This window comes from Isoptericola sp. NPDC056134 (assembly GCF_042264825.1).
GTDB classification, from domain to species: domain Bacteria; phylum Actinomycetota; class Actinomycetes; order Actinomycetales; family Cellulomonadaceae; genus Isoptericola; species Isoptericola nanjingensis.
On sequence record NZ_JBHJVM010000018.1, the window covers coordinates 36,992 to 58,314 of the forward strand.

At 75.3% G+C, this 21,323-nt stretch carries 22 protein-coding genes; 12 read left to right on the forward strand and 10 right to left on the reverse strand.

What is annotated here, in order from left to right; translation table 11 throughout:
• The first annotated feature begins 53 nt into the window (after window positions 1-53).
• Window positions 54-926: a siderophore-interacting protein gene (locus ACFCZN_RS16255; RefSeq protein ID WP_430557436.1), complete on the forward strand. Its 873-nt coding sequence runs from the start codon at window positions 54-56 to the stop codon at window positions 924-926.
• A 17-nt stretch (window positions 927-943) separates the two neighbouring features.
• On the opposite strand, the gene ACFCZN_RS16260 is transcribed toward ACFCZN_RS16255, so the two are convergent.
• The 3 genes from ACFCZN_RS16260 to ACFCZN_RS16270 form a co-directional block, all read right to left on the reverse strand.
• Window positions 944-2,095, reverse strand: coding sequence for a M24 family metallopeptidase (locus tag ACFCZN_RS16260; RefSeq protein WP_429764072.1), 1,152 nt, complete (start codon window positions 2,093-2,095; stop codon window positions 944-946).
• A 91-nt stretch (window positions 2,096-2,186) separates the two neighbouring features.
• On the reverse strand, window positions 2,187-3,110 hold the full coding sequence (locus ACFCZN_RS16265; RefSeq protein WP_429764073.1) for an NADP-dependent oxidoreductase: 924 nt from the start codon (window positions 3,108-3,110) through the stop codon (window positions 2,187-2,189).
• 89 nt (window positions 3,111-3,199) lie between these two features.
• Window positions 3,200-4,183 carry a GlxA family transcriptional regulator gene (locus tag ACFCZN_RS16270; protein ID WP_430557437.1) on the reverse strand — a complete coding sequence of 328 codons (984 nt, stop codon included), beginning with the start codon at window positions 4,181-4,183 and terminating at the stop codon, window positions 3,200-3,202.
• Between the two features lie 114 nt (window positions 4,184-4,297).
• Here ACFCZN_RS16270 and ACFCZN_RS16275 point away from each other — a divergent pair, with 114 nt between their 5' ends.
• Window positions 4,298-4,906: an isochorismatase family protein gene (locus ACFCZN_RS16275; protein ID WP_429764075.1), complete on the forward strand. Its 609-nt coding sequence runs from the start codon at window positions 4,298-4,300 to the stop codon at window positions 4,904-4,906.
• Between the two features lie 9 nt (window positions 4,907-4,915).
• Here the strand turns inward: ACFCZN_RS16275 and ACFCZN_RS16280 are convergent, their stop codons facing one another.
• Window positions 4,916-6,130, reverse strand: coding sequence for an amidohydrolase (locus tag ACFCZN_RS16280; protein ID WP_430557438.1), 1,215 nt, complete (start codon window positions 6,128-6,130; stop codon window positions 4,916-4,918).
• A 143-nt stretch (window positions 6,131-6,273) separates the two neighbouring features.
• Here ACFCZN_RS16280 and ACFCZN_RS16285 point away from each other — a divergent pair, with 143 nt between their 5' ends.
• From ACFCZN_RS16285 to ACFCZN_RS16295, 3 genes are all read left to right on the forward strand, one after another.
• Complete coding sequence (locus tag ACFCZN_RS16285; RefSeq protein WP_429764077.1) at window positions 6,274-6,918, forward strand: GntR family transcriptional regulator; 645 nt, start codon at window positions 6,274-6,276, stop codon at window positions 6,916-6,918.
• Window positions 6,919-7,080: 162 nt separating this feature from the next.
• On the forward strand, window positions 7,081-8,265 hold the full coding sequence (locus ACFCZN_RS16290) for a sensor histidine kinase (protein WP_430557439.1): 1,185 nt from the start codon (window positions 7,081-7,083) through the stop codon (window positions 8,263-8,265).
• Window positions 8,262-8,891: a response regulator gene (locus ACFCZN_RS16295; protein WP_430557440.1), complete on the forward strand. Its 630-nt coding sequence runs from the start codon at window positions 8,262-8,264 to the stop codon at window positions 8,889-8,891. The genes ACFCZN_RS16290 and ACFCZN_RS16295 overlap by 4 nt, the downstream gene beginning before the upstream one ends.
• Before the next feature lie 4 nt (window positions 8,892-8,895).
• Here ACFCZN_RS16295 and ACFCZN_RS16300 read toward each other — a convergent pair whose 3' ends face one another.
• Window positions 8,896-11,475: an ATP-dependent DNA ligase gene (locus ACFCZN_RS16300; RefSeq protein WP_430557441.1), complete on the reverse strand. Its 2,580-nt coding sequence runs from the start codon at window positions 11,473-11,475 to the stop codon at window positions 8,896-8,898.
• A gap of 223 nt (window positions 11,476-11,698) precedes the next feature.
• Window positions 11,699-12,271 carry a DUF402 domain-containing protein gene (locus ACFCZN_RS16305; RefSeq protein WP_430557442.1) on the reverse strand — a complete coding sequence of 191 codons (573 nt, stop codon included), beginning with the start codon at window positions 12,269-12,271 and terminating at the stop codon, window positions 11,699-11,701.
• Between the two features lie 142 nt (window positions 12,272-12,413).
• On the opposite strand from ACFCZN_RS16305, the gene ACFCZN_RS16310 reads away from it, so the two are divergent.
• Both ACFCZN_RS16310 and ACFCZN_RS16315 read left to right on the forward strand, forming a co-directional pair.
• A complete protein-coding gene (locus tag ACFCZN_RS16310; protein ID WP_430557443.1) occupies window positions 12,414-13,190 on the forward strand; it encodes an SDR family NAD(P)-dependent oxidoreductase in 777 nt (258 codons plus the stop codon).
• 24 nt (window positions 13,191-13,214) lie between these two features.
• Entirely contained in the window at window positions 13,215-13,493 is a 279-nt protein-coding gene (locus ACFCZN_RS16315; protein ID WP_430557444.1) for a glutaredoxin family protein, read from the forward strand.
• Between the two features lie 15 nt (window positions 13,494-13,508).
• Here ACFCZN_RS16315 and ACFCZN_RS16320 read toward each other — a convergent pair whose 3' ends face one another.
• Window positions 13,509-14,336, reverse strand: a complete 828-nt coding sequence (locus ACFCZN_RS16320; protein ID WP_430557445.1) for an ABC transporter permease — start codon at window positions 14,334-14,336, stop codon at window positions 13,509-13,511.
• Complete coding sequence (locus ACFCZN_RS16325) at window positions 14,333-15,298, reverse strand: ABC transporter ATP-binding protein (protein ID WP_430557446.1); 966 nt, start codon at window positions 15,296-15,298, stop codon at window positions 14,333-14,335. The genes ACFCZN_RS16320 and ACFCZN_RS16325 overlap by 4 nt, the downstream gene beginning before the upstream one ends.
• Before the next feature lie 113 nt (window positions 15,299-15,411).
• Between ACFCZN_RS16325 and ACFCZN_RS16330 the strand changes: the two genes are divergently transcribed.
• Genes ACFCZN_RS16330 through ACFCZN_RS16340 form a run of 3 tightly spaced genes read left to right on the forward strand, consistent with a single transcriptional unit; the run spans window position 15,412 to window position 17,488 of the window.
• A complete protein-coding gene (locus ACFCZN_RS16330) occupies window positions 15,412-16,542 on the forward strand; it encodes a sensor histidine kinase (RefSeq protein ID WP_430557447.1) in 1,131 nt (376 codons plus the stop codon).
• Window positions 16,539-17,213, forward strand: coding sequence for a response regulator (locus ACFCZN_RS16335; RefSeq protein ID WP_430557448.1), 675 nt, complete (start codon window positions 16,539-16,541; stop codon window positions 17,211-17,213). The genes ACFCZN_RS16330 and ACFCZN_RS16335 overlap by 4 nt, the downstream gene beginning before the upstream one ends.
• Before the next feature lie 53 nt (window positions 17,214-17,266).
• Entirely contained in the window at window positions 17,267-17,488 is a 222-nt protein-coding gene (locus ACFCZN_RS16340; protein ID WP_430548008.1) for an SCO4848 family membrane protein, read from the forward strand.
• A gap of 24 nt (window positions 17,489-17,512) precedes the next feature.
• On the opposite strand, the gene ACFCZN_RS16345 is transcribed toward ACFCZN_RS16340, so the two are convergent.
• Entirely contained in the window at window positions 17,513-17,902 is a 390-nt protein-coding gene (locus ACFCZN_RS16345; RefSeq protein WP_430557449.1) for a nuclear transport factor 2 family protein, read from the reverse strand.
• 89 nt (window positions 17,903-17,991) lie between these two features.
• On the opposite strand from ACFCZN_RS16345, the gene ACFCZN_RS16350 reads away from it, so the two are divergent.
• A complete protein-coding gene (locus ACFCZN_RS16350; protein ID WP_430557450.1) occupies window positions 17,992-18,969 on the forward strand; it encodes a Ku protein in 978 nt (325 codons plus the stop codon).
• 9 nt (window positions 18,970-18,978) lie between these two features.
• Here the strand turns inward: ACFCZN_RS16350 and ACFCZN_RS16355 are convergent, their stop codons facing one another.
• Window positions 18,979-19,536 carry a TetR/AcrR family transcriptional regulator gene (locus tag ACFCZN_RS16355; protein ID WP_429764092.1) on the reverse strand — a complete coding sequence of 186 codons (558 nt, stop codon included), beginning with the start codon at window positions 19,534-19,536 and terminating at the stop codon, window positions 18,979-18,981.
• Window positions 19,537-19,638: 102 nt separating this feature from the next.
• On the opposite strand from ACFCZN_RS16355, the gene ACFCZN_RS16360 reads away from it, so the two are divergent.
• Window positions 19,639-21,198 (forward strand): MFS transporter, encoded by a 1,560-nt coding sequence (locus ACFCZN_RS16360; RefSeq protein ID WP_429764093.1) that lies wholly within the window; start codon window positions 19,639-19,641, stop codon window positions 21,196-21,198.
• The last annotated feature ends 125 nt before the right edge of the window (window positions 21,199-21,323 follow it).

Here is a 21,323-nt window from a genome sequence, read left to right on the forward strand (position 1 = left end):
CGACATCGGACAGAAGCTGGTCAACGAGGTGAGGTTCGCCTAACCTTACCGATGTGAGCACCCGAACGCTGTCGAAGCCGGTCGACCCGCACGTCCTCGTCGCCGAGGTCGTCACGACGAAGCGACTGAGCCCGCACCTGCAACGGGTCACGCTCGGCATCGGCGACATCGACCGCCTCACTCTCGTGGGCGACGACCAGTGGTTCCGACTGTTCCTGCCGCGCCCCGGCCAGGACGCGCTGAAGCTCCCCACGCGCACGTCGAACCTCGGCTGGTACGCCCAGTACCTCGCGACCCCGCGCGCCCGCCGCCCGCTGGTGCGCAACTACACGATCCGCGCGGCGCGGCCCGAGCTGCACGAGATCGACGTCGACTTCGTGCTGCACGGCCACGACGACGCGGCGCCCGCGGGGCCGGACGGCGGCCACGAGCCCCTCGGCCCGGGTGCGGGCTTCGCGTTGTCCGCCCGCCCGGGGGACCGGGTCGGCATCCTCGACCAGGGCACCTACCACCACCGGCAGGCAGCGTGTGACTGGCGGCTGCTCGTCGCAGACGAGAGCGGGCTGCCCGCCGTCGCCGGTATCTGCGAGGCGCTGCCCGACGACGCGCGTGGCGTCGCCGTCGTCGAGGTGCCCACCGCCGACGACCGGCAGGACTTCCGCGTCCCGGACGGCGTGGACCTGCGGTGGGTCGAGCGCGACCGTGCCGCCGCCGACGACCCGGCCCTCGGCGAGGTGCCCGGCCGTGCCGCTCTCGACGTCGTCCGCGGGGCCGACCTGCCGGCGGGCGCCGGGTATGCGCTCGTCGCCGGCGAGCAGGCGCTCGCGGCCGGCGTGCGGCGGCACCTGGTGAACGACCGGCAGTGGCCGAAGGCGGCGGTCGACTTCGTCGGCTACTGGCGGCACGGCAAGGCCTCGCCCAGCTGACCTGCCGGTCGACCCGGCTACTCGACGACGACCACCTCGTGCGGCGAGGTGTTGAGCCGCACGCCGGCATCGGGAGTGTCGGCCAGACCGGGCGCCCCGGCGGGGAACGCGACGACGATGTCCTCGATGCGCACGCCGAACTCGCCCGGCAGGTAGATCCCCGGCTCGACGGAGAAGCACATCCCGGCCTCGATCGGGGTGCTCTCGCCCTCCACCATGTACGGCGGCTCGTGCGTCGTCAGGCCGATGCCGTGACCCGTGCGGTGCACGAAGAACTCGCCGAACCCGGCGTCGGCGATGACGGTGCGGGAGGCGCGATCGACGTCCTGGCAGGTCGCGCCGGGACGCACGGCGTCGACGCCCGCCTGCTGCGCCGCGCGCACGACGTCGTGCACCTCCTGCTCGCGCGCGGTGGGCGCGCCGACGTGCACCGTGCGGGTGGTGTCGGAGCCGTAGCCGTCGGCGAGCCCGCCGAAGTCCATGACCACCATGTCGCCCTCGCGGATCACCCGGTCGCCGGCCTCGTGGTGCGGGTCGGCGCCGTTCTCGCCCGCGCACACGAGCGTGAAGTCGACCTGCTCGTGCCCGTGGGAGCGCAGCAGGGCGTCCAGGTCGTCGGACACCTCGCGCTCGGCGCGGCCGGCGAACCGGCGGGTGACGATCTCGGCGAACACGGCGTCCGCCCCGGCGCCCGCAGCGGCGAGCCGGGCCACCTCCTCGGGCGACTTGGCGGCGCGCAGCATCGGCAGGGCGTTCGTGACGGCGGCGTACGACGACGCGGGCAGGGCGCGCTGCAGGCCCAGCACGTGCAGCGCCCACGCCGCGTCGCTGATCGCGTACCGGCCGTCCGGGCGTAGGAGCCGGCCGGCGACCTCGTGCTCGTCCTCGCCGTCCGACCAGGTGACCGCCTCGATGCCGCCGACGGCGCCGACCTCGAGGTCGTGGGCCTCGAGCTTCGGCACGACGGCGACGGCGTCGCCCCCGCCGTCGTCGGACGCGGGGATGGCGAGCAGCGTGAGCCGCTCCGTGTCCGCGGCGGGGGTGTAGCCGAGGAAGTAGCGCAGGTCGGGGCCGGGGGTCACCAGCACCCCGGCGAGACCGGCGGCGGCCGCCTGGGCGGCGGCGCGGCGACGGCGGTCGGCGTACACGGCGGGGGCGAAGGGCGTCATGTGCCCAGGGTGCCGCGTGCGGCCCGGGCCTGCACCACCACGGTGGGGAGGACGGTAGGGAGGACGGGAGGACGCGCGGTGGGAGGCGCCGTCAGACGCGCACCACGATCTTGCCGCGCCCGTGGCCGCTCTCGCTGGCACGGTGGGCGTCGGCGGCGTCGGCGAGATCGAAGACCTGGCCCACCTCCACGGCGACCTTGCCGGCGTCGATCAGCGCGCCGAGGGCCTCCAGGTCGGCGCTCGACGGGCGCACCCACACGTAGTGCCCGCCGTGCTCCGTGCGCGCCGTCGCGTCCGTGATGGACGTGACCGTCCCGCCCGGCGCGAGCAGCGCGGCGCTGGTCGCGACGGCGTCGCCACCCACGTAGTCGAGCGCGACGTCGACGCCCTCCGGGGCGAGGGCGCGGACGCGGTCGGCCAGCCCGTCGCCGTAGGTGACGGGCTCGGCGCCGAGGCCGCGCAGGAAGTCGTGGTTGGCCTCGCTCGCGGTGCCGATCACGCGGGCGCCGAGGCCGCGCGCGATCTGCACGGCGAAGGAGCCGACGCCGCCTGCGGCCGCGTGCACCAGCACGGTCTGGCCCTCCCGCACCCCGGACCGCAGGATGGTCTGGTAGGCCGTGAGCCCCGCGAGCGGCACCGCGGCCGCCTCCTCGAAGCTCAGCGACGCGGGCTTGCGCGCCAGCGTCCGCACGGGCGCGGCGACCAGCTCGGCGAACGTGCCGCCGTGCACCCAGTCCTTGCGGACGTACCCGTACACCTCGTCGCCGACCTCGAACTCGGGGGTGTCGAGGCCCACCTGCTCCACGACGCCCGCGACGTCCCAGCCGGGGACGACGGGGAACTGCGTGTCGAACAGCCCGTCCAGGTAGCCCTGGCGGACCTTCCAGTCGACGGGGTTGACGGACGCGGCGCGCACGCGCACGACGACGACGTCCGCCCCGGGGCGCGGGTCGGGCTGGTCGGTGAGCTCGAGGACGTCGGCGCCGCCGAAGCGGGAGTAGGTGATGGCTCGCATGCCCGGCACAACAGACGACGGGCCGCGAGACTTCCCGCGCCCCGGCCCCGATGTCGCCCGCTCGTCGCTCCCGCCCGCCGCCCGAGGCGTCAGGCCGTGACCCGGAAGCGCTCGCGGTACCGCGCGGGCGTGGTGTCGAGCCGGCGCCGGAACGCGCGGGCCAGGGTGTCGGTCGTGCCGAACCCGCACGCGGTCGCGACGCGCTCCAGGGTGTCGTCCGTGGTCTCCAGCCGCTGGCGCGCCGCCTCGACGCGGATCGACTCGACGTAGGCCGCGGGCGTGGTGCCCAGCTCGCTCTTGAACAGCCGGGTCAGCTGCCGTTCGCTCACGTGCGCGCGCTCGGCGAGCCCGGCGACCGTCAGCGGGGACGCCACGTTCCGCAGGACGTGCTGGCGCAGGTCGTCCACGCGCCGCGTGGTCGCGCGGGGGTCGGTCGCGACGGAGAACTGGCTCTGCCCTCCCGGCCGCTTGAGGTACATCACCAGCTGCCGGGCCACGCGCATCGCGACCTCCTGGCCGAGGTCGTCCGCGACCAGCGCGAGCGTGAGGTCGAGGCATGCCGTGAGGCCCGCGCCCGTCCAGATGCCGCCGTCGCGGACGAAGATCGGGTCCGGGTCGACGTGCACCTCGGGGTGCTCGTCGGCGAGCTGCCCTGCGGTGGACCAGTGCGTGGTGGCGCGCACGCCGTCCAGGAGGCCGGCGTCGGCGAGCACGTGCGCGCCCACGCAGACGGACGCGAGGCGCCGGGTGCGCGGCGCCAGCTCCCGGACGCGCCGTACGACGGCGGGGTCGACGACGGCGCGCACCCGCCGGTCGTCGTCGAGCTCGACCGCTCCGGGCACGACGACGGTGTCGACGGCGCGCCCGGCGAGGTCGTCGAACGTGGCGTCGGGCAGCACCCGGACACCGGCCGACGTGGTCACGGGGTCGAGCGTCTCGGCGGCGAGGACGACGGCGTAGCCCGGCGGCTCGTCGGTCTCCCGCCGCACGAGCGAGAAGACCTCGGCGGGCCCGGTGACGTCGAGCAGGTCGACGCCGTCGAACAGCGTGACCACCACGAGGCGCTCGATCATGGGGATGTCCGAATCTGCGGCTTGCATGTCATTGCCGACACGGTAATCCCGTTCGTAGCGTGGAGGGTCGCCGCCCGGCGGCGACCGACCGACCGACCTCCCGGAGGGACCTTCATGACCAGCACCACGCTCCGCGACCTCAGCGGCCTCGACCCGACCCCGGCCTCGCTCGCTGCGTCGACCGTGATCCTCGTCGACTACCAGACCACGTACACGCGGGGCGCGATGGAGCTGGAGGGCTGGGAGCCCGCGCTCGACGCCGCCGCGGACCTCCTGGCCCGCGCCCGCGCGGCGGGCGCCACGGTGGTCCACGTGCAGCACGACGGCGGCGCGGGATCGCCCTACGACCTGGCCACCGAGCTCGGGCAGATCCACCCGCGCGTCGCCCCGAGGCCCGGGGAGGCGGTGGTCACCAAGACGGCCCCGGACTCCTTCGTCCGCACCGAGCTGGGCGACCTCGTCGCCGCGGCCGGGCACGACGACGTCGTGGTGGTGGGGTTCATGACCCACATGTGCGTGACGTTCACGGCCCAGGGCGCGTTCCTGCGCGGCCTGCGGCCCACCGTGGTCGCCGACGCCTGCGCGACCCGGTCGCTGGCGAGCGCGGCGGGCGAGGCCCCCGCGGCGCAGCTGCACCGCGGGGCCCTCGCGACCGTCGCCGACCTGTACGGGGTGGTCGTGGCCACGGCCGACGACCTCACCGGGCAGGCGGCGGCCGCCTGACGCAGGCGGTCAGACGAGCACCTCGCCGTCGCGGGCGACCACCCGGCCGCCCGCGACGACGAGTGCCCGGCGCGGCGCGCGCACCACGGCGTCGGGCACGTTCTCGGCGTCGACGAGCACCACGTCGGCCGGGGCGCCGACCACGAGGTCGTGCACCTTGCGGCCGACGAACCGGGCGGCGTCCGAGGACGCGACGCGCGCCGCGGTGACGAGCTCCTCGTCGTACCGCAGGCCCGACAGGCGCGCGAGCTGCGTGGTGAGCGCGAGCAGGTCGCCCGTCCCGTACGGGGACCACAGGTCGCGGATGCCGTCGGTGCCGAGGCCGACCGGGACGCCGGCCTCGCGCAGCGCCAGCAGCGGCAGGGGAGCGGCGCCGATCGGCGCCACCGTCGTCATGGTGATGCCGGCCTCGGCCATCGCCGCGACGAGGTCGGCCCGGCGCGACCCGGGCAGCTGACCGACCGCGAAGCCGTGCGCGACGTTGACCCTGCCCTGGAGCCCGGCCCGCAGGGTGCGGTCGACCATCAGCTCGACCTGGAACGCGCCCAGCTCCCCGCCGTCGTGCAGGTGCACGTCGATCCCGACGCCGCGCCGCTCCGCGATCTCGAACAGCCCGTCGAGCTGGCCCACCGGGTCGCGGTCGATCGACGCGGGGTCCAGGCCGCCGACGTGCTCGGCGCCCGCGGCGGCCGCCCGGTCCAGCAGCTCCAGGACTCCGGGGCGACGCAGCACGCCGTCCTGCGGGAACGCCACGATCTCCGCGTGGACGGCGCCGCCCAGCGCCGCGACAGCCTCGCGCACCACCTCGATGCCCCGCAGACCCACACCGAGGTCGACGTCCACGTGCGTGCGCACCGCCGTCGTGCCCGTGCGGACCGACTCGCGGAGCACCGCCAGGGTGACGTCGACGCCGGGGATGCCGAGCTCGTCGCGGTGCGCGCGCTCGTGCGCGATGCGCGCCCGGACGCCCGGCTCGCCGCCGTAGCTCACCCACGGCTTGCCCCACCACGACTTGTCGACGTGCGCGTGCGCGTTGACCAGACCGGGCAGCGCGAGCAGGCCGCCCCCGTCGACCGCCCCGTCCGCCTCGCCGGCGGCCGGCGCAGCGGCGTCGTGCGGCACGACGGCGGTGATGACGCCGTCCCTCACGTGCAGGTCGGAGCGCTCGCCGCCCCAGGGCCGCACGTCGCGCAGCACGGTGACGGTGGTGGGGGCGCTGGTCATGGGGCTTCCTCCTCGAAGGGGGCGACCGCCTGCGGCCGTCCGGGGATGGTGAACTCGTCGCTCTGGTCGGAGCCGTCGGGCGCCGCGTCGAGCGGGGCGATGGTATGCCATATTCGCCTCCGGCTGGCTGGCAAGATGTGCGCATGTCCTCCGAGCTCTCGGCCCCCTTCGAGCCCGAGTCCGTGCGGGTGGCGCGCGTCGTCCGCGAGCAGATCGTGGACGGCTCCCGGGAGCCGGGGAGCCGCCTGGTCGAGCGCGACCTGGCCGCCGAGCTGGGCGTGAGCCGCATCCCCGTGCGGGACGCGCTGCGCACGCTCGTCGCGGAGGGGCTCGTCACCCCGCGCCCGCGCACCTGGGCCGTGGTCCGCGAGTTCAGCGACGCCGACGTCGACCACCTGCACGAGGTGCGCGAGGCGACGGATCCCCTGCACTTCCGGCTCGCGGCGACGCGCCGGTCGCCGGAGCAGCTCGAGGCCCTCACCGAGGCGTGGCAGCGGGAGGACGCCGCCGCCCGCGCGGGCGACGGCCCCACGGCCCGGCGCGCCGGCGCCGACTTCCACGAGCGCGTCGTCGAGGCCGCCGGGAACCCGGTGCTCCTCGAGCTGCACCTCGTGATCGCCAGCCGCGTGCGCTGGCTGCTCGGGCAGCACCTCGACCTGCAGGCGATCGCCGACGAGCACCGCGAGCTCCTCGACGCCGTCCGTGACGGGGACGGCGAGGCCGCCGCCCGCCTGGCCGGCGCGCACCTCGGCACGAGCCGGGCCGCGGCCCAGGAGCGCCGGGCCTGACGCAGGCCGTGCCAGGCACGAGGCCGTGGGCGAGGCCGCGGGCGAGGTCATGCGCCCTCGCTCGCCGCCCCCGCCGCGACGGCGCATCGGCACTTCCGGGGCGCGTCGGCTCATCCGAACGGATGAGGTGCGGATCAACCCCGCCCGGTGAGCGTGCTCGTCGTGCCCGGATCCCTCACCCGCGGCGTGCACCTCGCGTTCGCCGCGCTCGTCGCGACGTCCGCCGCGCGCTACCTCACCAACCACGGCCTCGACGGCCGGTGGTGGCTGGTCGTCGTGCTCGTCGCGGTGGTCGCCGCCGCGTACGCGGCGCTGGTGGTGCTCGCGCGGCAGACCGGACCGACGGCCCGCCGTGTCGCGGTCGACCTGGTGCTGGGCGTCCTGCTCCTGGCGTGGGGCGCCCTCGTGCTGGTGGCGCCGAGCTTCGCCTGGTCGGCGATCCCGCTGTTCTTCGTCTGCCGCACGCTGGTGCCCGTGCCCGCCGCGCACGTCCTGGTGGGCGCCGTCGCCGTGGTGACGGGCGTCGCGCTCTTCGGCCTGTCCGGGCGCAGCGACTGGGCGGCCGCCGTCGCGCCGCTCGTGGTGGCGGTGCTGCTCAGCCTCGCGTACGACGCGATCGTGCGGCAGGCGGGGGAGCGGGTCCGCTTGCAGCGCGAGGTCGCCGTCCTGGCCGAGCGCGAGCGCGTGGCGCGCGAGATCCACGACACCGTGGCCCAGTCCCTGTCCTCCGCGGTGCTGCGGCTCGAGGCCGCCGACCAGCGCTGGGACGCGGACCCCGGCGCCGCGCGCGACGACGCCCGGCAGGCCGCCGTCGCCGTGCGCGCCAGCCTGGGGCAGACGCGCGACCTCGTGCACGACCTCGTGGACCCGCCCCCGGCGGCGGGCGGCGTGGCCCCGGCGGACGTCGCGGCCGGGATCCGGACGGCGGCGCGCCGCCACGTCCCGGACGCCGAGCTCACCGTGGTGGGCGAGCCCGTGCGGGTCGGCGCCGAGACGGCGCACGCCCTCGCGCGCATCGCCCAGAGCGCCGTGGCGAACGTGGACCGGCACGCCGGCGCCGCGCGGCTCGGCCTCACCCTCACGTACCCTCCCGACGCCGTCGCGCTCGACGTGTTCGACGACGGCCGCGGCTTCGACGTCGCACAGGTCGTGGCGCGGACCGCCGGCGCGGGGGCTCCCGGACGGCAGGGCGGGTTCGGGCTCCGCGCCATGCGGCAGCGGGTGGAGCAGCTCGGTGGCACGATCACGGTGGAGAGCTCGCCGGGCGAGGGGACCGTCGTCGGGGTGCAGCTGCCCGTCGTCGCCGACGCCGGGACGGCCTGGCCGAAGGACCAGGAGGACGCATGAGCGACCCGATCACCGTGCTGCTCGTGGACGACCACCACGTGGTGCGCGCCGGGCTGCGCGCGCTGCTCGACTCGCAGCCGGACATCAGCGTGGTCGGGGAGGCGGGCACCGCCGACGAGGCACTCGACGCCGCAGGGCGCCTCGCGCCCGCGCTCGTCGTCATGGACCTCGAGCTGGGCGCGGGGGAGGACGGCGTCGCCGCCACCCGCCGTATCCGGGCCGCCCACCCCGACCTGCCCGTCCTCGTGTTCAGCGCCTACGACACCGACGCCGACGTGGTGCGCGTCGTCGACGCGGGCGCCATCGGCTACGTCCTCAAGGACGCCCCACCGGCCGAGATCTTCTCCGCCGTGCGCGGCGCCGTCGTCGGGCGCAGCGTGCTGTCCCCGCCGGTCGCGTCCCGGCTCATGCAGCAGGCGCAGAACCCCGGCAGCGCGCTCACCCCGCGGGAGGCGGAGCTGCTCACGCTGCTCGCGCAGGGGCTGAGCAACCGGGAGCTCGGGCGCCGGCTGTTCATCTCCGAGGCGACCGTGAAGACCCACCTCGCGCACGTGTACGCCAAGCTCGGCGTCGAGTCGCGGGCGGCCGCCGTCGCGCACGCGCTGCGCGGGCAGACGGTGCGCTGACGGCTCAGCTCTCGACGCCGACGTCGTCCGGGCGCTTGTCGTCGCGCCACCCGCGCCACACCGAGTGCCGCAGTCGCGGTCCCTCGTCGTCCGCGCCGCCGCCCTCGTCGCCACCGTGCGTTCCGAGGTCGGCGGGGTCGCTCGTCCAGTCGCCGTAGGTCACCTCGGCCACGCGCTCGGGCGCGGCCCACCGCGCGTGCACCGCCTCGGTGCGCGGCACGCCGTCGAGCGGCGCGTCGTCCACGGGGTGCAGGTGCCGCACGACCTCCCGCCGCTCCGCCTCCTTGAAGCCCGTGCCGACCTTGCCCACGTAGCGCAGCACCCCGCCGTCGTCCGGCACCGCCAGCAGCAGCGACCCGGCCACCCGCGCGTCCTCGCGGCCCGTCCCCGCGTGCAGGGGGCGCCAGCCGACGACCACCACCTCCTGGGTGCGGGCGTGCTTGATCTTGAGCCAGTCGCGCGAGCGGCGGCCCGGCGTGTACGGCGACCGGCGTCGCTTGGCCACCACCCCCTCGAGCCGCATGAGGCGGCTGGTCTCCAGTGCCTCGTCGAGCGTGCCGTCCAGGGCGTCCGGCACGTGCACCGGGCGGCGCGGCGTCACGACCCGCGCCAGCTCCGCGCGGCGCTCGGTGTACGGCCGGTCGGTGACCGCGCGCCCGCCGACGACGAGCGCGTCGAACAGCACCAGGTCGACCCCGACCGCGCGGCGCGCCTTCTCGACGTCGCGCGGCCGGGTGAGGTTGGCTCGCTGCTGCAGGCGGCGGAACGACGGGCGTCCGTCCCCGTCGAGGGCGACGATCTCGCCGTCCAGCGCCAGCGGCAGATCGTCGTCGGACACCATGTCGGCGACCGCCCGCAGCTCCGGGAACGTCACCGTGAGGTCCTGGCCGGAGCGGGACGTGAGGCGCACCGGGTGCTCGTCGGCGCCGTCCGCGCCGGCGAGCACCTCCACGACGGCGCGGAAGCCGTCCCACTTCACCTCGAACGCCCAGTCGTCCGGGTCGAGCCGGGCCAGCTCGCCCGGCGGCGCCGTCGTCGCGAGCATCGGGCGCGGCGTCTCGGCCGGCGCGTCGTCGGCAGCCGCGCGAGGCCGGGCCGCCGGCGGGCTCGGGCGGGCGTCGTCGTCGCGAGCCTCGGTCCCGGCGTCCTCGTCGCCGGGCTGCGTCTTGGTGCGGTGGATCAGCCACGAGTTCTGGTCGTCGCCGCCCCGCCCGCCGGTGCGGATGAGGGCGAGCCGGCGGGAGCCGCGGCGCTCGCTGTGCAGGACGGCGATCACCTCGTCCTCGCGCCACTTCTCCAGGTCGTAGGTGCCGGCGTCCCAGATCGTCACCTCCCCGCCGCCGTACTCGCCCGCGGGGATGCTGCCCTCGAACGACCCGTACGCGAGCGGGTGGTCCTCGGTCTGCACGGCCAGGTGGTTCTGCTTCGGGTCGGTGGGCTCCCCCTTCGGCAGGGCCCAGCTCACGAGGACGCCCTCGTGCTCCAGCCGGAAGTCCCAGTGCAGGCGGCGGGCGTGGTGCTCCTGGATGACGAAGGTCGGCGCGCCGTCGTGGGCGTCCGGGTCCTCGGGGCCGAAGGGCTCCGGTGTCTTCTCCGGGTCGCGCTTGGCGCGGTAGGTCTCGAGCCGCTCGGCCGGGGTGCGCTCGAACGTCGCCATGCGCTCGGGCGTCGGCTCGAGCTGGGCCAGGTGCCCGGCCGCCAGGGGCTCCAGGAGGTCGCCGTCGCGTTCCAGCCGCTCGACCACCTCGGTGAAGGTGAGGTGGCGCAGACCCGGGTCGTCGAGCTCGTCCCAGGTGCGCGGAGCGGCGACGGTGGGCTCGTCGCGCCCGCGCAGCGAGTACGGCGCGATGGTCGTCTTGGCGCCGTTGTTCTGCGACCAGTCGACGAGCACCTTGCCCGCGCGCAGCGACTTCTTCATGTCGCTGACGACGAGGTCCGGGTGCTCGGACTCCAGGTGCCGCGCGAGCTCGTGCGCCACCGCGGAGACGGCGTCCGCGGTGAGGGAGTCGTCGTGCCCGACGAGCGCGGCGTACAGGTGGATGCCCTTCGACCCGCTGGTCACGGGCAGCGGGTCGAGGTCCATGCCGCGCAGGACGTCGCGCGCCAGCCGCGCCACCTCCGCGCACTCGGCGAGGCCCGCGCCCGGCCCGGGGTCCAGGTCGAGGACCAGCCGGTCGGGCGGCATCGGCGTGCCCGTGCGCCCGAACCGCCACTGCGGCACGTGGATCTCGAGCGTCGCGGTCTGCCCCAGCCACGTCAGCGTGGCGAGGTCGTTGACCAGCACGTAGTCGTTGGTCGACGTGCGGTGCTTGATCGAGCGCCGCGGCACCCACGACGGCGTCGACGCGTCCAGGTTCTTCTGGAAGAACATCTGCCCGGCGACGCCGTCCGGCCACCGCTTACGCGTCGCCGGGCGGTGCGCCGCGTGCCGCAGCAGCGCCGGCGCCACCTGGGCGAGGTACTGCAGCACCTCGCCCTTCGTCGTCCCGGTGGCGGGGTAGTAGACCTTGTCCAGGTTCGTCAGCTGCAGGCGGCGGTCGCCGACCACGACGGTCTGCGGCTTGCTCGACGACGTGCGGGCCATGGCGCCATCGTCGCGCGAGGTGACGATGTGCGCGCCTCGGGCGGTTCCTCCCGCATGTCAAGTTCCCGGACGGAGCCGCCACGTGGCACGCGCGCCGTGTGCCACGTCGAGCACCTGAATTGCGTTGCGGCGGACTCGTGGGACGACTCGGATCCCACCCGCGCGCACTGACTCCTGGACGAGCTCGGCGCGACGGTGCGGAATCCTCGGGAATGCGGCTTCGTCACAGCGCCGACGGGCTGCCCGATCTCTGCTGCCTGGTCGCGGCGAGCCGGTCGAGCCAGGTGCGGTAGTGGTCGCCGAACGGCTCGACGCCGTCGCGCAGGGCGGTGGTCAGCCACGCGGCCGCCGCTTCCGCCCGCCGGACGACGTCGGCCGGGTAGCCGTACCGCACCTGGTGGACGGCGAACTCGTCCTCGTCGTCCACGAAGACCGACATGTCGTCGCGGACGCGGCACACGTCGAGGTCCAGGTCGACCATGGTCACCTCGCCCGACGTCTCGTCCGTACGCGTCCAGGTGGAGGGCGTGGCGACGTCGCAGTACGCGTCCAGGTGGGCCGGGGCCGCCTGGAACTCGGCGGTCCACCACGCGTCGTGGGGGACGAGCATGACCCGGTCGTCCTCGACCGCCACGACGGCGGTCTCGTGCCCGGGCTCGCCCCTGCGGTAGACGGTTCCTGCCGGCGCACCGAGCCAGACCCCGAACTCGTCCTCGCCCAGCCGCGTCATGGGGTAGTGCCAGTGCAGGCTGCCGTCGTACTTGCGCACCACGACCCGGACCTCGTCGTCGACCATCGCCCGAGGCTATCGGCAACGTGACCTGGTGCCCGTGCGGGGCGAGGCCCACGCGTGCCGCAGCCCGCCGTCCGACCCGTCCATCGGTACGCGCCCCGAGCGCCCGTCACAGCGACGGCGCGCGCGTGGCAGGGTTCTCCGCGTGAGCGACGCGTACCTCTCCTCCCTGTTCTCCCTCGACGGCCGGACCGCCCTGGTGACCGGCGGCAGCTCCGGTATCGGCCGGGCGATCGCGGGCGCGCTCGCCCACGCCGGGGCACGCGTCGTCGTGATCGCCCGGCGCGAGGCCGAGCTGGACGCCACCGTCGCGGAGCTGCGCGCGGACGGTGGCACCGCCGACCGGGTGAGCGCCGACCTGAGCACCCGCGACAGCGTGCGCGCAGCGGCCGAGGAGGCCGCCGCCGTCTTCGGCGAGCCCGACGTCGTCGTGAGCTCCGCGGGCATCAACCTGCGCCCGCCGCTCGGCGAGACGGACGACGCGACCTGGGACGCCACCATGGCGGTCAACCTCGAGGCGCCGTACCTGCTCGGACAACGGTTCGGTCCGGGCATGGCCGAGCGCGGGTACGGCCGGCTGATCCACGTGTCCTCCCAGCAGGCGCACCGCGCGTTCGTGCAGTCCGGCGTCTACGGGGTGTCCAAGGGCGGCCTGGAGTCGCTGGCCCGCTCGCAGGCCGAGGCCTGGTCGTCCCGCGGCGTCACCGCCAACACGCTGGTGCCCGGCTTCGTCCTCACGCCGCTGAACGCCCGGCTGCAGTCCGACCCGGCGCGGGTCGAGGCGCTCGCGGCCCGCACGATGGTCGGCCGCAACGGGCTGCCCGACGACTTCGCCGGTGCCGCCGTCTTCCTCGCCGGCCCGGCGTCCGCCTATGTGACGGGTCAGTCACTGTTCGTGGACGGCGGATTCTCCGTGCACTAACCCCATGGGGGTATGGTGCTGCGCATGACCGTCGACACCACGACCGACCTCCGCCGCCCCGCGACCCTCACGATGTACGGGGCCACGTGGTGCGGCGACTGCCGCCGCGCCAAGCGCGTGCTCGACACCCGCGGCGTCGAGTACGTGAACGTGGACCTCGTCGCCGACCCCCTGCGCGCCGACGACGCCGAGGCGATCAGCGGCCGCAAGAACATCCCCGTGGTCGTCTTCCCCGACGGCGAGTTCTTCGTCGAGCCCACCGACGCCGAGCTCACGGCGAAGCTGGACGCCGTCGGCCTCTGACAGGCTCGACCCGCCTTACTCCCAGCGGAACCACACGGCTGCGGCACCCCCCGCCGCGACCATGCTCACGCCGAGGCCGACGAGCGCGGACGCGGGCACGCCGGCGCCGGCCCACGCCGCGCTCAGTCCGTCCACGGCAGCCCCGAAGGGGAGCCAGCCGCCGAGCGTCGTGAGCACGTCGGGCAGGTTCTGGCGCGGCCCGAACATGCCGCCGAGCGCCGCGAGACCGAAGAACGCGACGAGGCCGATCGCCACCGCGGAACCCGGCGTCGGCGCGACGGCCGCCACGAGCATCCCGACCGCGTACATCGCGGCGATCGTCAGCGCCAGGACGCCCGCCGCCACCCACGGGTCGGCCGGCGGCGACGCCCCCAGCCACACGAACGCGACGGCGAGCGCGATGGCGATGCCCAGCAGGATCTGCGCCACCCCGACGAGCGCCTGCGCACCGAGCACCATCGCCGGGGAGGCGGGGGTGACGCCGAGCCGCTTGAGGATCCCGCTGCGGCGGTAGTAGGCGAGGAAGCTCGGCATGTTGATCACCCCGACGGTCGCGACGACCATCGTCACCGTCAGCGGGATCACGTAGACGTCCAGCGCGGTGCGCCCACCCGTCCCGGGGACGACCTGGTCCAGGCCCGGCGTCAGCCCGTTCATCACGAGGATGAGCAACGGCATGCCGAGCGGGATCACGAGCCCGGCGGTGTCGCGGGCCACCATCCGCGCCTCGGCGACCGTGAGCGCGCGCCACGCCCCCGCGCCCGGCCGCACAGCGCGTGGCGGGGGGCCCGGCTCGGGCAGCTCCAGCACCTGGGGGGTCGAGGGGCGGCGGGCGGTGGTCATGATGCCTCCAGGGGGCTTCCGGTGAGGGCGAGGAACGCGTCGTCGAGGGTGTGGCGGCGCAGCTGCGTCTCGGTCGCGACGACGTCCGCGGCGGCGAGCGCAGCGCCCACCGCGTGCAGCAGGTCGCCGCGCGCCGGGTCGTCGTCTGCCCCGGCGGCCGCAGCGCCGGTGACGGTGAGCCGCGGGCCGGAGGTGTCGACGTGCTCGACGGCGGGCAGCCGGGCCAGGAGGTCGGCGGCGCCGGCGTGGTCGGTGCGCAGGGTGACGGCGGGCCGCAGGCCGGCCCGGTCGATCAGCTCGGGCACGGTGCCGCGCGCGACGACGCGGCCGGCGTCGAGGATCGTCACGTGGTCGCACAGCCGCTCCACCTCCTCCATGAGGTGGCTGACGAGCAGCACCGTGACGCCGTCGGCCCGCAGGTCCTCGACCAGCGACCACATGCTGCGCCGCGCCTCGGGGTCGAGGCCGGTGGTGAGCTCGTCCAGGACGACGGCCCGCGGCGCGCCCACGAGGGCCAGCGCTACCGAGACCCGCTGCTGCTGCCCGCCCGACAGCTTCTCGAAGCGCACGTCGCGCGAGGCGCCCAGGCCGACGCGCTCGACGAGCAGGTCGGGGTCCAGGCCGCGCGGGTAGAAGGACCGGTACAGGCGCACGAGCTCGCGGACGGTCAGGGCGCCCTGGAGATACGCCCCCTGGAGCTGGACGCCGAGGACGGCGCGCACCCGCCCCCGGTCGGCCCGCGGGTCGAGGCCGAGCACCCGCACCCGCCCGGAGTCCGGGGCCCGGGCGCCGGCCAGGAGCTCCACGGTGGTGGACTTGCCGGCGCCGTTGCGGCCGAGCACGCCGGCCACCTCGCCGGGCCCCACGGACAGGCTCACGTCGTCGAGGGCGACCACCGGCGGGCGGCCGCGACCCCGGGTGCGGTAGGTCTTGCGCAGGTGCTGCGCCACGAGTGCGGTCATGGCGGCGACGCTACGGACGCGTCCGGCGCCGTCGCGCGTGCCGCCGGTCACGACCCGCGCCCATGACTTCCGGCACTCCTCGGCGCCCCGCCACCCCGGATAGCGTGGGTGCCGTGCGCCGGCTGGGACCCGAGGAGACGTCCGGGCTGACGACCCTCGTCGTCTGCCTGGCGATCGTCGTGCCCGTGCCCTTCGTGGCGGACCCGGACCGGATGCTCGTGCCGCTCCTCGCCTGGGTCCTGCTCGCCGCCGCCTGGTTCGCCACCACGGTGGTCACGGTCCTCGGCCCTCCGCGCACCCGACGCACCCTCGCGGCGCTCGCGGCCCAGACGCTCCTGGCCGGCGCGCTCGTGGTCACGGTGCCGGGGATCGGGTGGCTGCCGATCCTGCTGGTGTTCGGCGCGGCCGTGAGCACGTACGTCGCACCGGTGGGCGCGACGGTCGCCGTGATCGCCGTGAACACGGGTTCGCTGCTCCTGTCGTACCTGCTCGTTCCCGGCGAGGTCCGCGCGTTCGAGATCCTGCTCTCCCTGGGGCTCTACCTGCTGCTCCAGGTGGCGAGCGCGGCGATCAGCGTCGCGCTGCAGCGCGAGCAGCGGATGCGCGCCGAGCTCACCGTCGCGCACACCGAGCTCGCCGCCGCGGCCGTGCTCGGCGAAGAGGCCACCCGGGCGTCCGAGCGGCTGCGCATCTCCCGCGAGCTGCACGACCTCATCGGGCACCAGCTCACCGTGCTCACCCTCGAGCTGGAGTCGGCCGCCCACCTGCCGGGCGAGCGCGGGGCGGCGCACGTGGAGCGCGCCCGCACCGTGGCACGCGAGCTGCTCGGCGACGTCCGCGCCACCGTGGGCGAGCTGCGGCGTCGCGCGCCCGACCTGCGCGACGCCCTGGACGCCGTCGCCGCGGCCGTCCCGTCGCCCCGGGTCGAGGTGCACGTCGCCGACGACGTCGTCGCGGACGAGGAGCAGACGGCCGCCCTGGTCCGCGTCACCCAGGAGGTCGTGACCAACGCCGTGCGGCACGCGGAGATGGCGACGGTGCTGCGGATCGAGGTCGCGGCGGACGACGACGGCGCGCTCACCCTGGTCGCCCGCGACGACGGCCTCACCTCGGGGCCGGTCCGGATCGGGCACGGGCTCGCGGGCATCGTCGAGCGGGCCGAGGCGCTGGGCGGCGGCGCGACCTTCGACGCGTCGGCGGGGTTCACGGTGCGGGCGCGCCTCGCCGCGCGGGTGGCGTCGTGACGGCGGACCCGGCGTCCGACGGGGGACGAGGCCGCGTGCGCCTCGTGCTCGCCGACGACCAGACGCTGGTGCGGCACGGCATCCGCAGCCTGCTGGAGATCGCGGGCGGCATCGACGTGGTCGCGGAGGCGGAGGACGGCGCGACGGCGGTCGACGCGGTCCGGGAGCACGAGCCCGACGTGCTGCTGCTCGACCTGCGGATGCCCGGCCGTGACGGGATCTGGGCGCTGGAGACGCTGCGCGACGACGGGCCGGAGGTCGCCGTCCTCGTCCTGACGACGTTCGACGACGACGCGCTCGTGCTGCGCGCGCTGCAGGCGGGGGCGCGGGGCTACCTGCTCAAGGACGTGACGCTGGAGCAGCTCGCGGACGCGGTGCGGACCCTGGCCGCGGGCGACACCCTGGTGCAGCCCGCGGTGACGGCGCGGCTGCTGCGGGCGGTCCGCTCGGGGCCGGCGCCGGCCGACGTCGTCCCGGCGGAGCTCACCGGGCGGGAGCGGGAGGTGCTGCGCCTCATGGCGCAGGGGTGGTCGAACCGTGAGATCGCGGACGCCCTGTACCTGGCGGAGGGCACCGTGAAGAACCACGTGTCGAACGTGCTGCTCAAGCTCGGCGCGAAGGACCGCACCCGGGCGGTGCTCCTCGCGCTGCAGGGCGGCCTGCTGGCCTGAGGGTTTCGTCGCCGGTTTCTTCGCTGGCCGGACCGTGGCTGATACTCGACGCCGTGGAGATCCCCGTCGTCTGGTCCGTCGTCCTGCTCGTCGCCGCCCTGTGGAACCTGGCCGTGTGGCCGTCCTTCTGGCGCCGCGTGACGAAGGACCCCCGCGCCCGCGACGCCGCCGGCCGGCCCACCCGGTTCTTCACCGTGCACGCCGTGCTGGTGGGCGTGTCGATGCTGCTCGCCCTGCTCGTCGGCGTCGTCGGGGTCCTCGGCCTGGTCGGCTGACGCCCGGCCGGTCGGACCGGCCCGTCAGCAGGCGTCGTACCGCTCGACCAGGTGCTCGCGCCCGGCCGGCGGCTCGGACGGCTCGGGCCAGAGGTCGGTCACACGCCGGACCAGGCCGTCGTCGGAGACGTCGAGCCAGACGTTCGCGATCATCGGCTCGTCGCCCACGCGCGAGTCGAGCCACAGGGCGGCCCGGGCGCCGTCCGCGACCACGTGCCGCACGGCCAGGTGCCAGTCGCCGGGGTACTCCTGGTTGAAGCGGAGGTACGCGTCGCGGCCGCGGATCCGCTCGCGGCTCTGCGGCATCTCGTAGACGACGTCGGGGTCGAGGAGGGCGCCGAAGGCGGCCCAGTCGCGGCGCTCCAGCGTCGCGACATAGGCGTGCGCGACGTCGCGCGTCGTGGCGGTGTCCATGGCGAGACCGTAGGCGCGGCGTCCGACACCCGCCCGGCCAGCACCGGCGCACGCTGGCGGGGTGCGGCGGCTCGCGTGACGATGGTCACATGAGGGCGATCTGGAAGGGTGCCGTGACGTTCGGCCTCGTCAACGTGCCGGTCAAGCTGTACAGCGCGACCGAGGACCACGACGTGCCGCTGCACCAGGTGCACGACGAGGACGGCGGGCGCATCCGCTACCGGCGCGTGTGCGAGCTGGACGGCGAGGAGGTGCCGTACCAGCACATCGACCGCGCCTACGACGACGGCGAGCGCACCGTGGTGCTCACCAAGGACGACTTCGCGGCGCTTCCGGCGGAGGCGAACCGGGAGATCGAGGTCGTCGAGTTCGTGCCGAGCGACCAGATCGACCCGATCATGCTCGACCGCACCTACTACCTGGAGCCGGACTCGAAGAGCCCCAAGGCGTACGTGCTGCTGCGCCGCACGCTGGAGGAGACGGACCGCACGGCGATCGTGAAGTTCGCGCTGCGCCAGCGCACCCGGCTGGCGGCGATGCGCGTGCGCGACGAGGTGCTGGTCATGCAGACCCTGCTGTGGGCGGACGAGGTGCGCGAGGCCGCGTTCCCCTCGCTGGACGGGTCCGTGACGGTGTCCGACAAGGAGCTGGCGATGTCCGGCCAGCTCGTGGCGAGCTACGAGGCCGACTTCGCGCCCGAGGAGTACGAGGACGAGTACCAGGTGCAGCTGCGCCAGCTCATCGACGCCAAGATCGAGCAGGGCGACGCGCTCGACACGTCCGAGACGTTCGGCGAGCAGCCCGAGAAGGAGGACGCCGACGTCATCGACCTCATGGAGGCGCTGCGCCGGAGCGTCTCGGGGTCGAAGGGCGGGTCGAAGGGCGGGTCGAAGGGCGGGTCGAAGGGCGAGGCCGAGGAGAAGGCTCCCGCGAAGAAGGCCCCGGCGAAGAAGGCTCCGGCGAAGAAGCCGGCGGCGAAGAAGCCGGCGGCGAAGAAGGCTCCCGCGAAGAAGGCCCCGGCCAAGAAGGCGCCCGCGAAGAAGACGGCGGAGCGCAGGACGGGCTGAGCCGCCGGGTCACGCCGGAGCGCCCCCGGCGGGGGCGCGCACGGCGGCGATCTCGCGCACGAGGGTCAGCAGCTCGTCGATCTCGCGGTCGTCCGGGCCTGTCGCGCCGACGGAGGCGAGGGTGTACAGGCCCTCGCCCATGAGGGAGACGGCGCGCGCGAGGACGGGGTCCCCCAGCTCGTCCTGGACGGCGGCCGTCCAGGCGGTCTGCGCGTCGTCGAGGACGGCGCGGGCGCGCGGGGACGCGCCCTGCGCGACGCGCGACGCGGCGAGGTAGACGACCTCGAACTCGCCGCCGATGACGGTCGAGGTGCGCAGCAGGTAGTCCGTCGCGCCCTCGGGGGCGGTGCGCATGGCGTCGACGTCGGCGGCGGTGAGGACGGCCAGGTGGTCGAGCAGACCCTCGACGAGGGCGTCCTTGGAGGGGAAGTGGTAGAGCAGGCCGCCCTTGGACACGCCGGCCCGCTCGGCCACCGCGTCGAGCGTCGCGGCGCGCTCCCCGGACTCGACGAGGAGCTCGGCGAACGCGCGCAGGACCTTGGCTCGGGCGGCGGGAGCAGGAGGCATGTCGACAGCCTAGTGGCGAGGTGTTACTGTACCGGCTGGACGGTGCGGAAGTTCGGCATCACCATGTCGCCCCGGCCGTCCGCAGTGTGTGAAAGGCACCTCATGGCTCAGACCCAGGTGACGACGCACCCCACCTCCTCAGCCACGGACACGAGCCGCCTCGCCCCCGCGCGCCCCGCCGGGGCCGCGCGCCGCTGGGCGGCCCTCGCCGTGCTGATGCTGCCGGTGCTGCTCGTCTCGATCGACAACACGGTCCTCAGCTTCGCCCTGCCGCAGATCTCGGAGGCGCTGGCCCCCGGCGGCACGCAGCTGCTGTGGATCGTCGACGTGTACCCGCTCGTGCTCGCGGGGCTCCTCGTGCCGATGGGCTCCGTCGCGGACCGCGTCGGACGTCGCCGCCTGCTCCTGATCGGGGCCGTCGGCTTCGCCCTCGTGTCCGCGGTGGCGGCCTTCGCGCCGACTGCGGGCGCCCTGATCGCCGCCCGCGCCGGCCTCGGCTTCTTCGGCGCGATGCTCATGCCGTCCACGCTCTCGCTGCTGCGCAACGTGTTCACCGATCGCGACGAGCGTCGCCTCGCCATCGCGATCTGGGCCGCGGGCTTCGCCGCGGGCTCGGCCGTGGGGCCGATCGTCGGGGGGCTGCTGCTCGAGCACTTCTGGTGGGGCTCCGTGTTCCTCCTCGCGGTGCCGGTGCTGGCCCTGCTGCTCGTGCTCGCCCCGGTCTTCGTGCCGGAGTCGCGCGACCCCGCGCCGGGCCCGATCGACCCGGTGTCGATCGTCCTGGTCATGGCCGCGATGACCCCGGTGGTGTTCGGCATCAAGACGCTCGCCAAGGGCGCGCTGCCGTCCCTCGGGATCGCCGCGGTCGCCGTCGGGCTGCTCATGGGCGTGCTCTTCGTGCGGCGCCAGCTGCGCCGCCGGAACCCGATGCTCGACGTGCGGCTGTTCGCCGTGCCCGCGTTCACGGGCAGCGTGCTGGTGAACCTGCTGTCGGTGTTCTCGCTGGTCGGCTTCCTGTTCTTCGTGTCGCAGGACCTGCAGCTCGTCATCGGGCTCTCGCCGGTGCAGGCGGGCCTGGTGCTCCTGCCGGGCACCGTCGCGATGGTCGTCGCGGGGCTGGCCGTGGTGAAGGTCGTGCGTCGCGTGCGGCCCTCGCACGTCGTCGCCGCCGGGTTGGCCCTGTCCGCGGTCGGCTACCTCGTCACCGCGCTCGTCGCCGGGCGCGGGGAGGCCGGCTGGCTCGGGCTCGCGTTCGTCGTCCTGGCGATCGGCGTCGGCTCGGCCGAGACCGTGTCGAACGACCTCATCGTCTCGACGGTCCCCGCGGCCAAGGCGGGCGCGGCCTCGGCGATCTCCGAGACCGCGTACGAGGTCGGCGCGGTGCTGGGCACCGCCGTCCTCGGCGGGATCCTCACCGGGTCGTACCACGCGAACGTCGTCGTGCCGTCGGGCGTGCCCGCCGCGGACGCGGCGTCCGCGGCGGAGACGCTCGGTGGCGCGGCGAGCGTGGCGGCCGACCTGCCGGCCGGCCAGGCGCAGGCCCTCCTGGGCTCGGCGCACGCGGCGTTCGGCAGCGGCGTCGTCGTGACGTCCGCGATCGGATTCGTCGCGGTCCTCGTCGCCGCGGGGATCGCGCTGACGATGCTGCGCGAGCGCGCCTGACGCCCGACGCCGTCCGTGAGGGCGGCGTCACACCCGCGACGGCGGGGTCACCCGGGGGGGGAGTTGGGAGACAACCAGCTTTTTTGGAGGGGTGGGGGGGGGGACGGCGCACCCAACACACCACT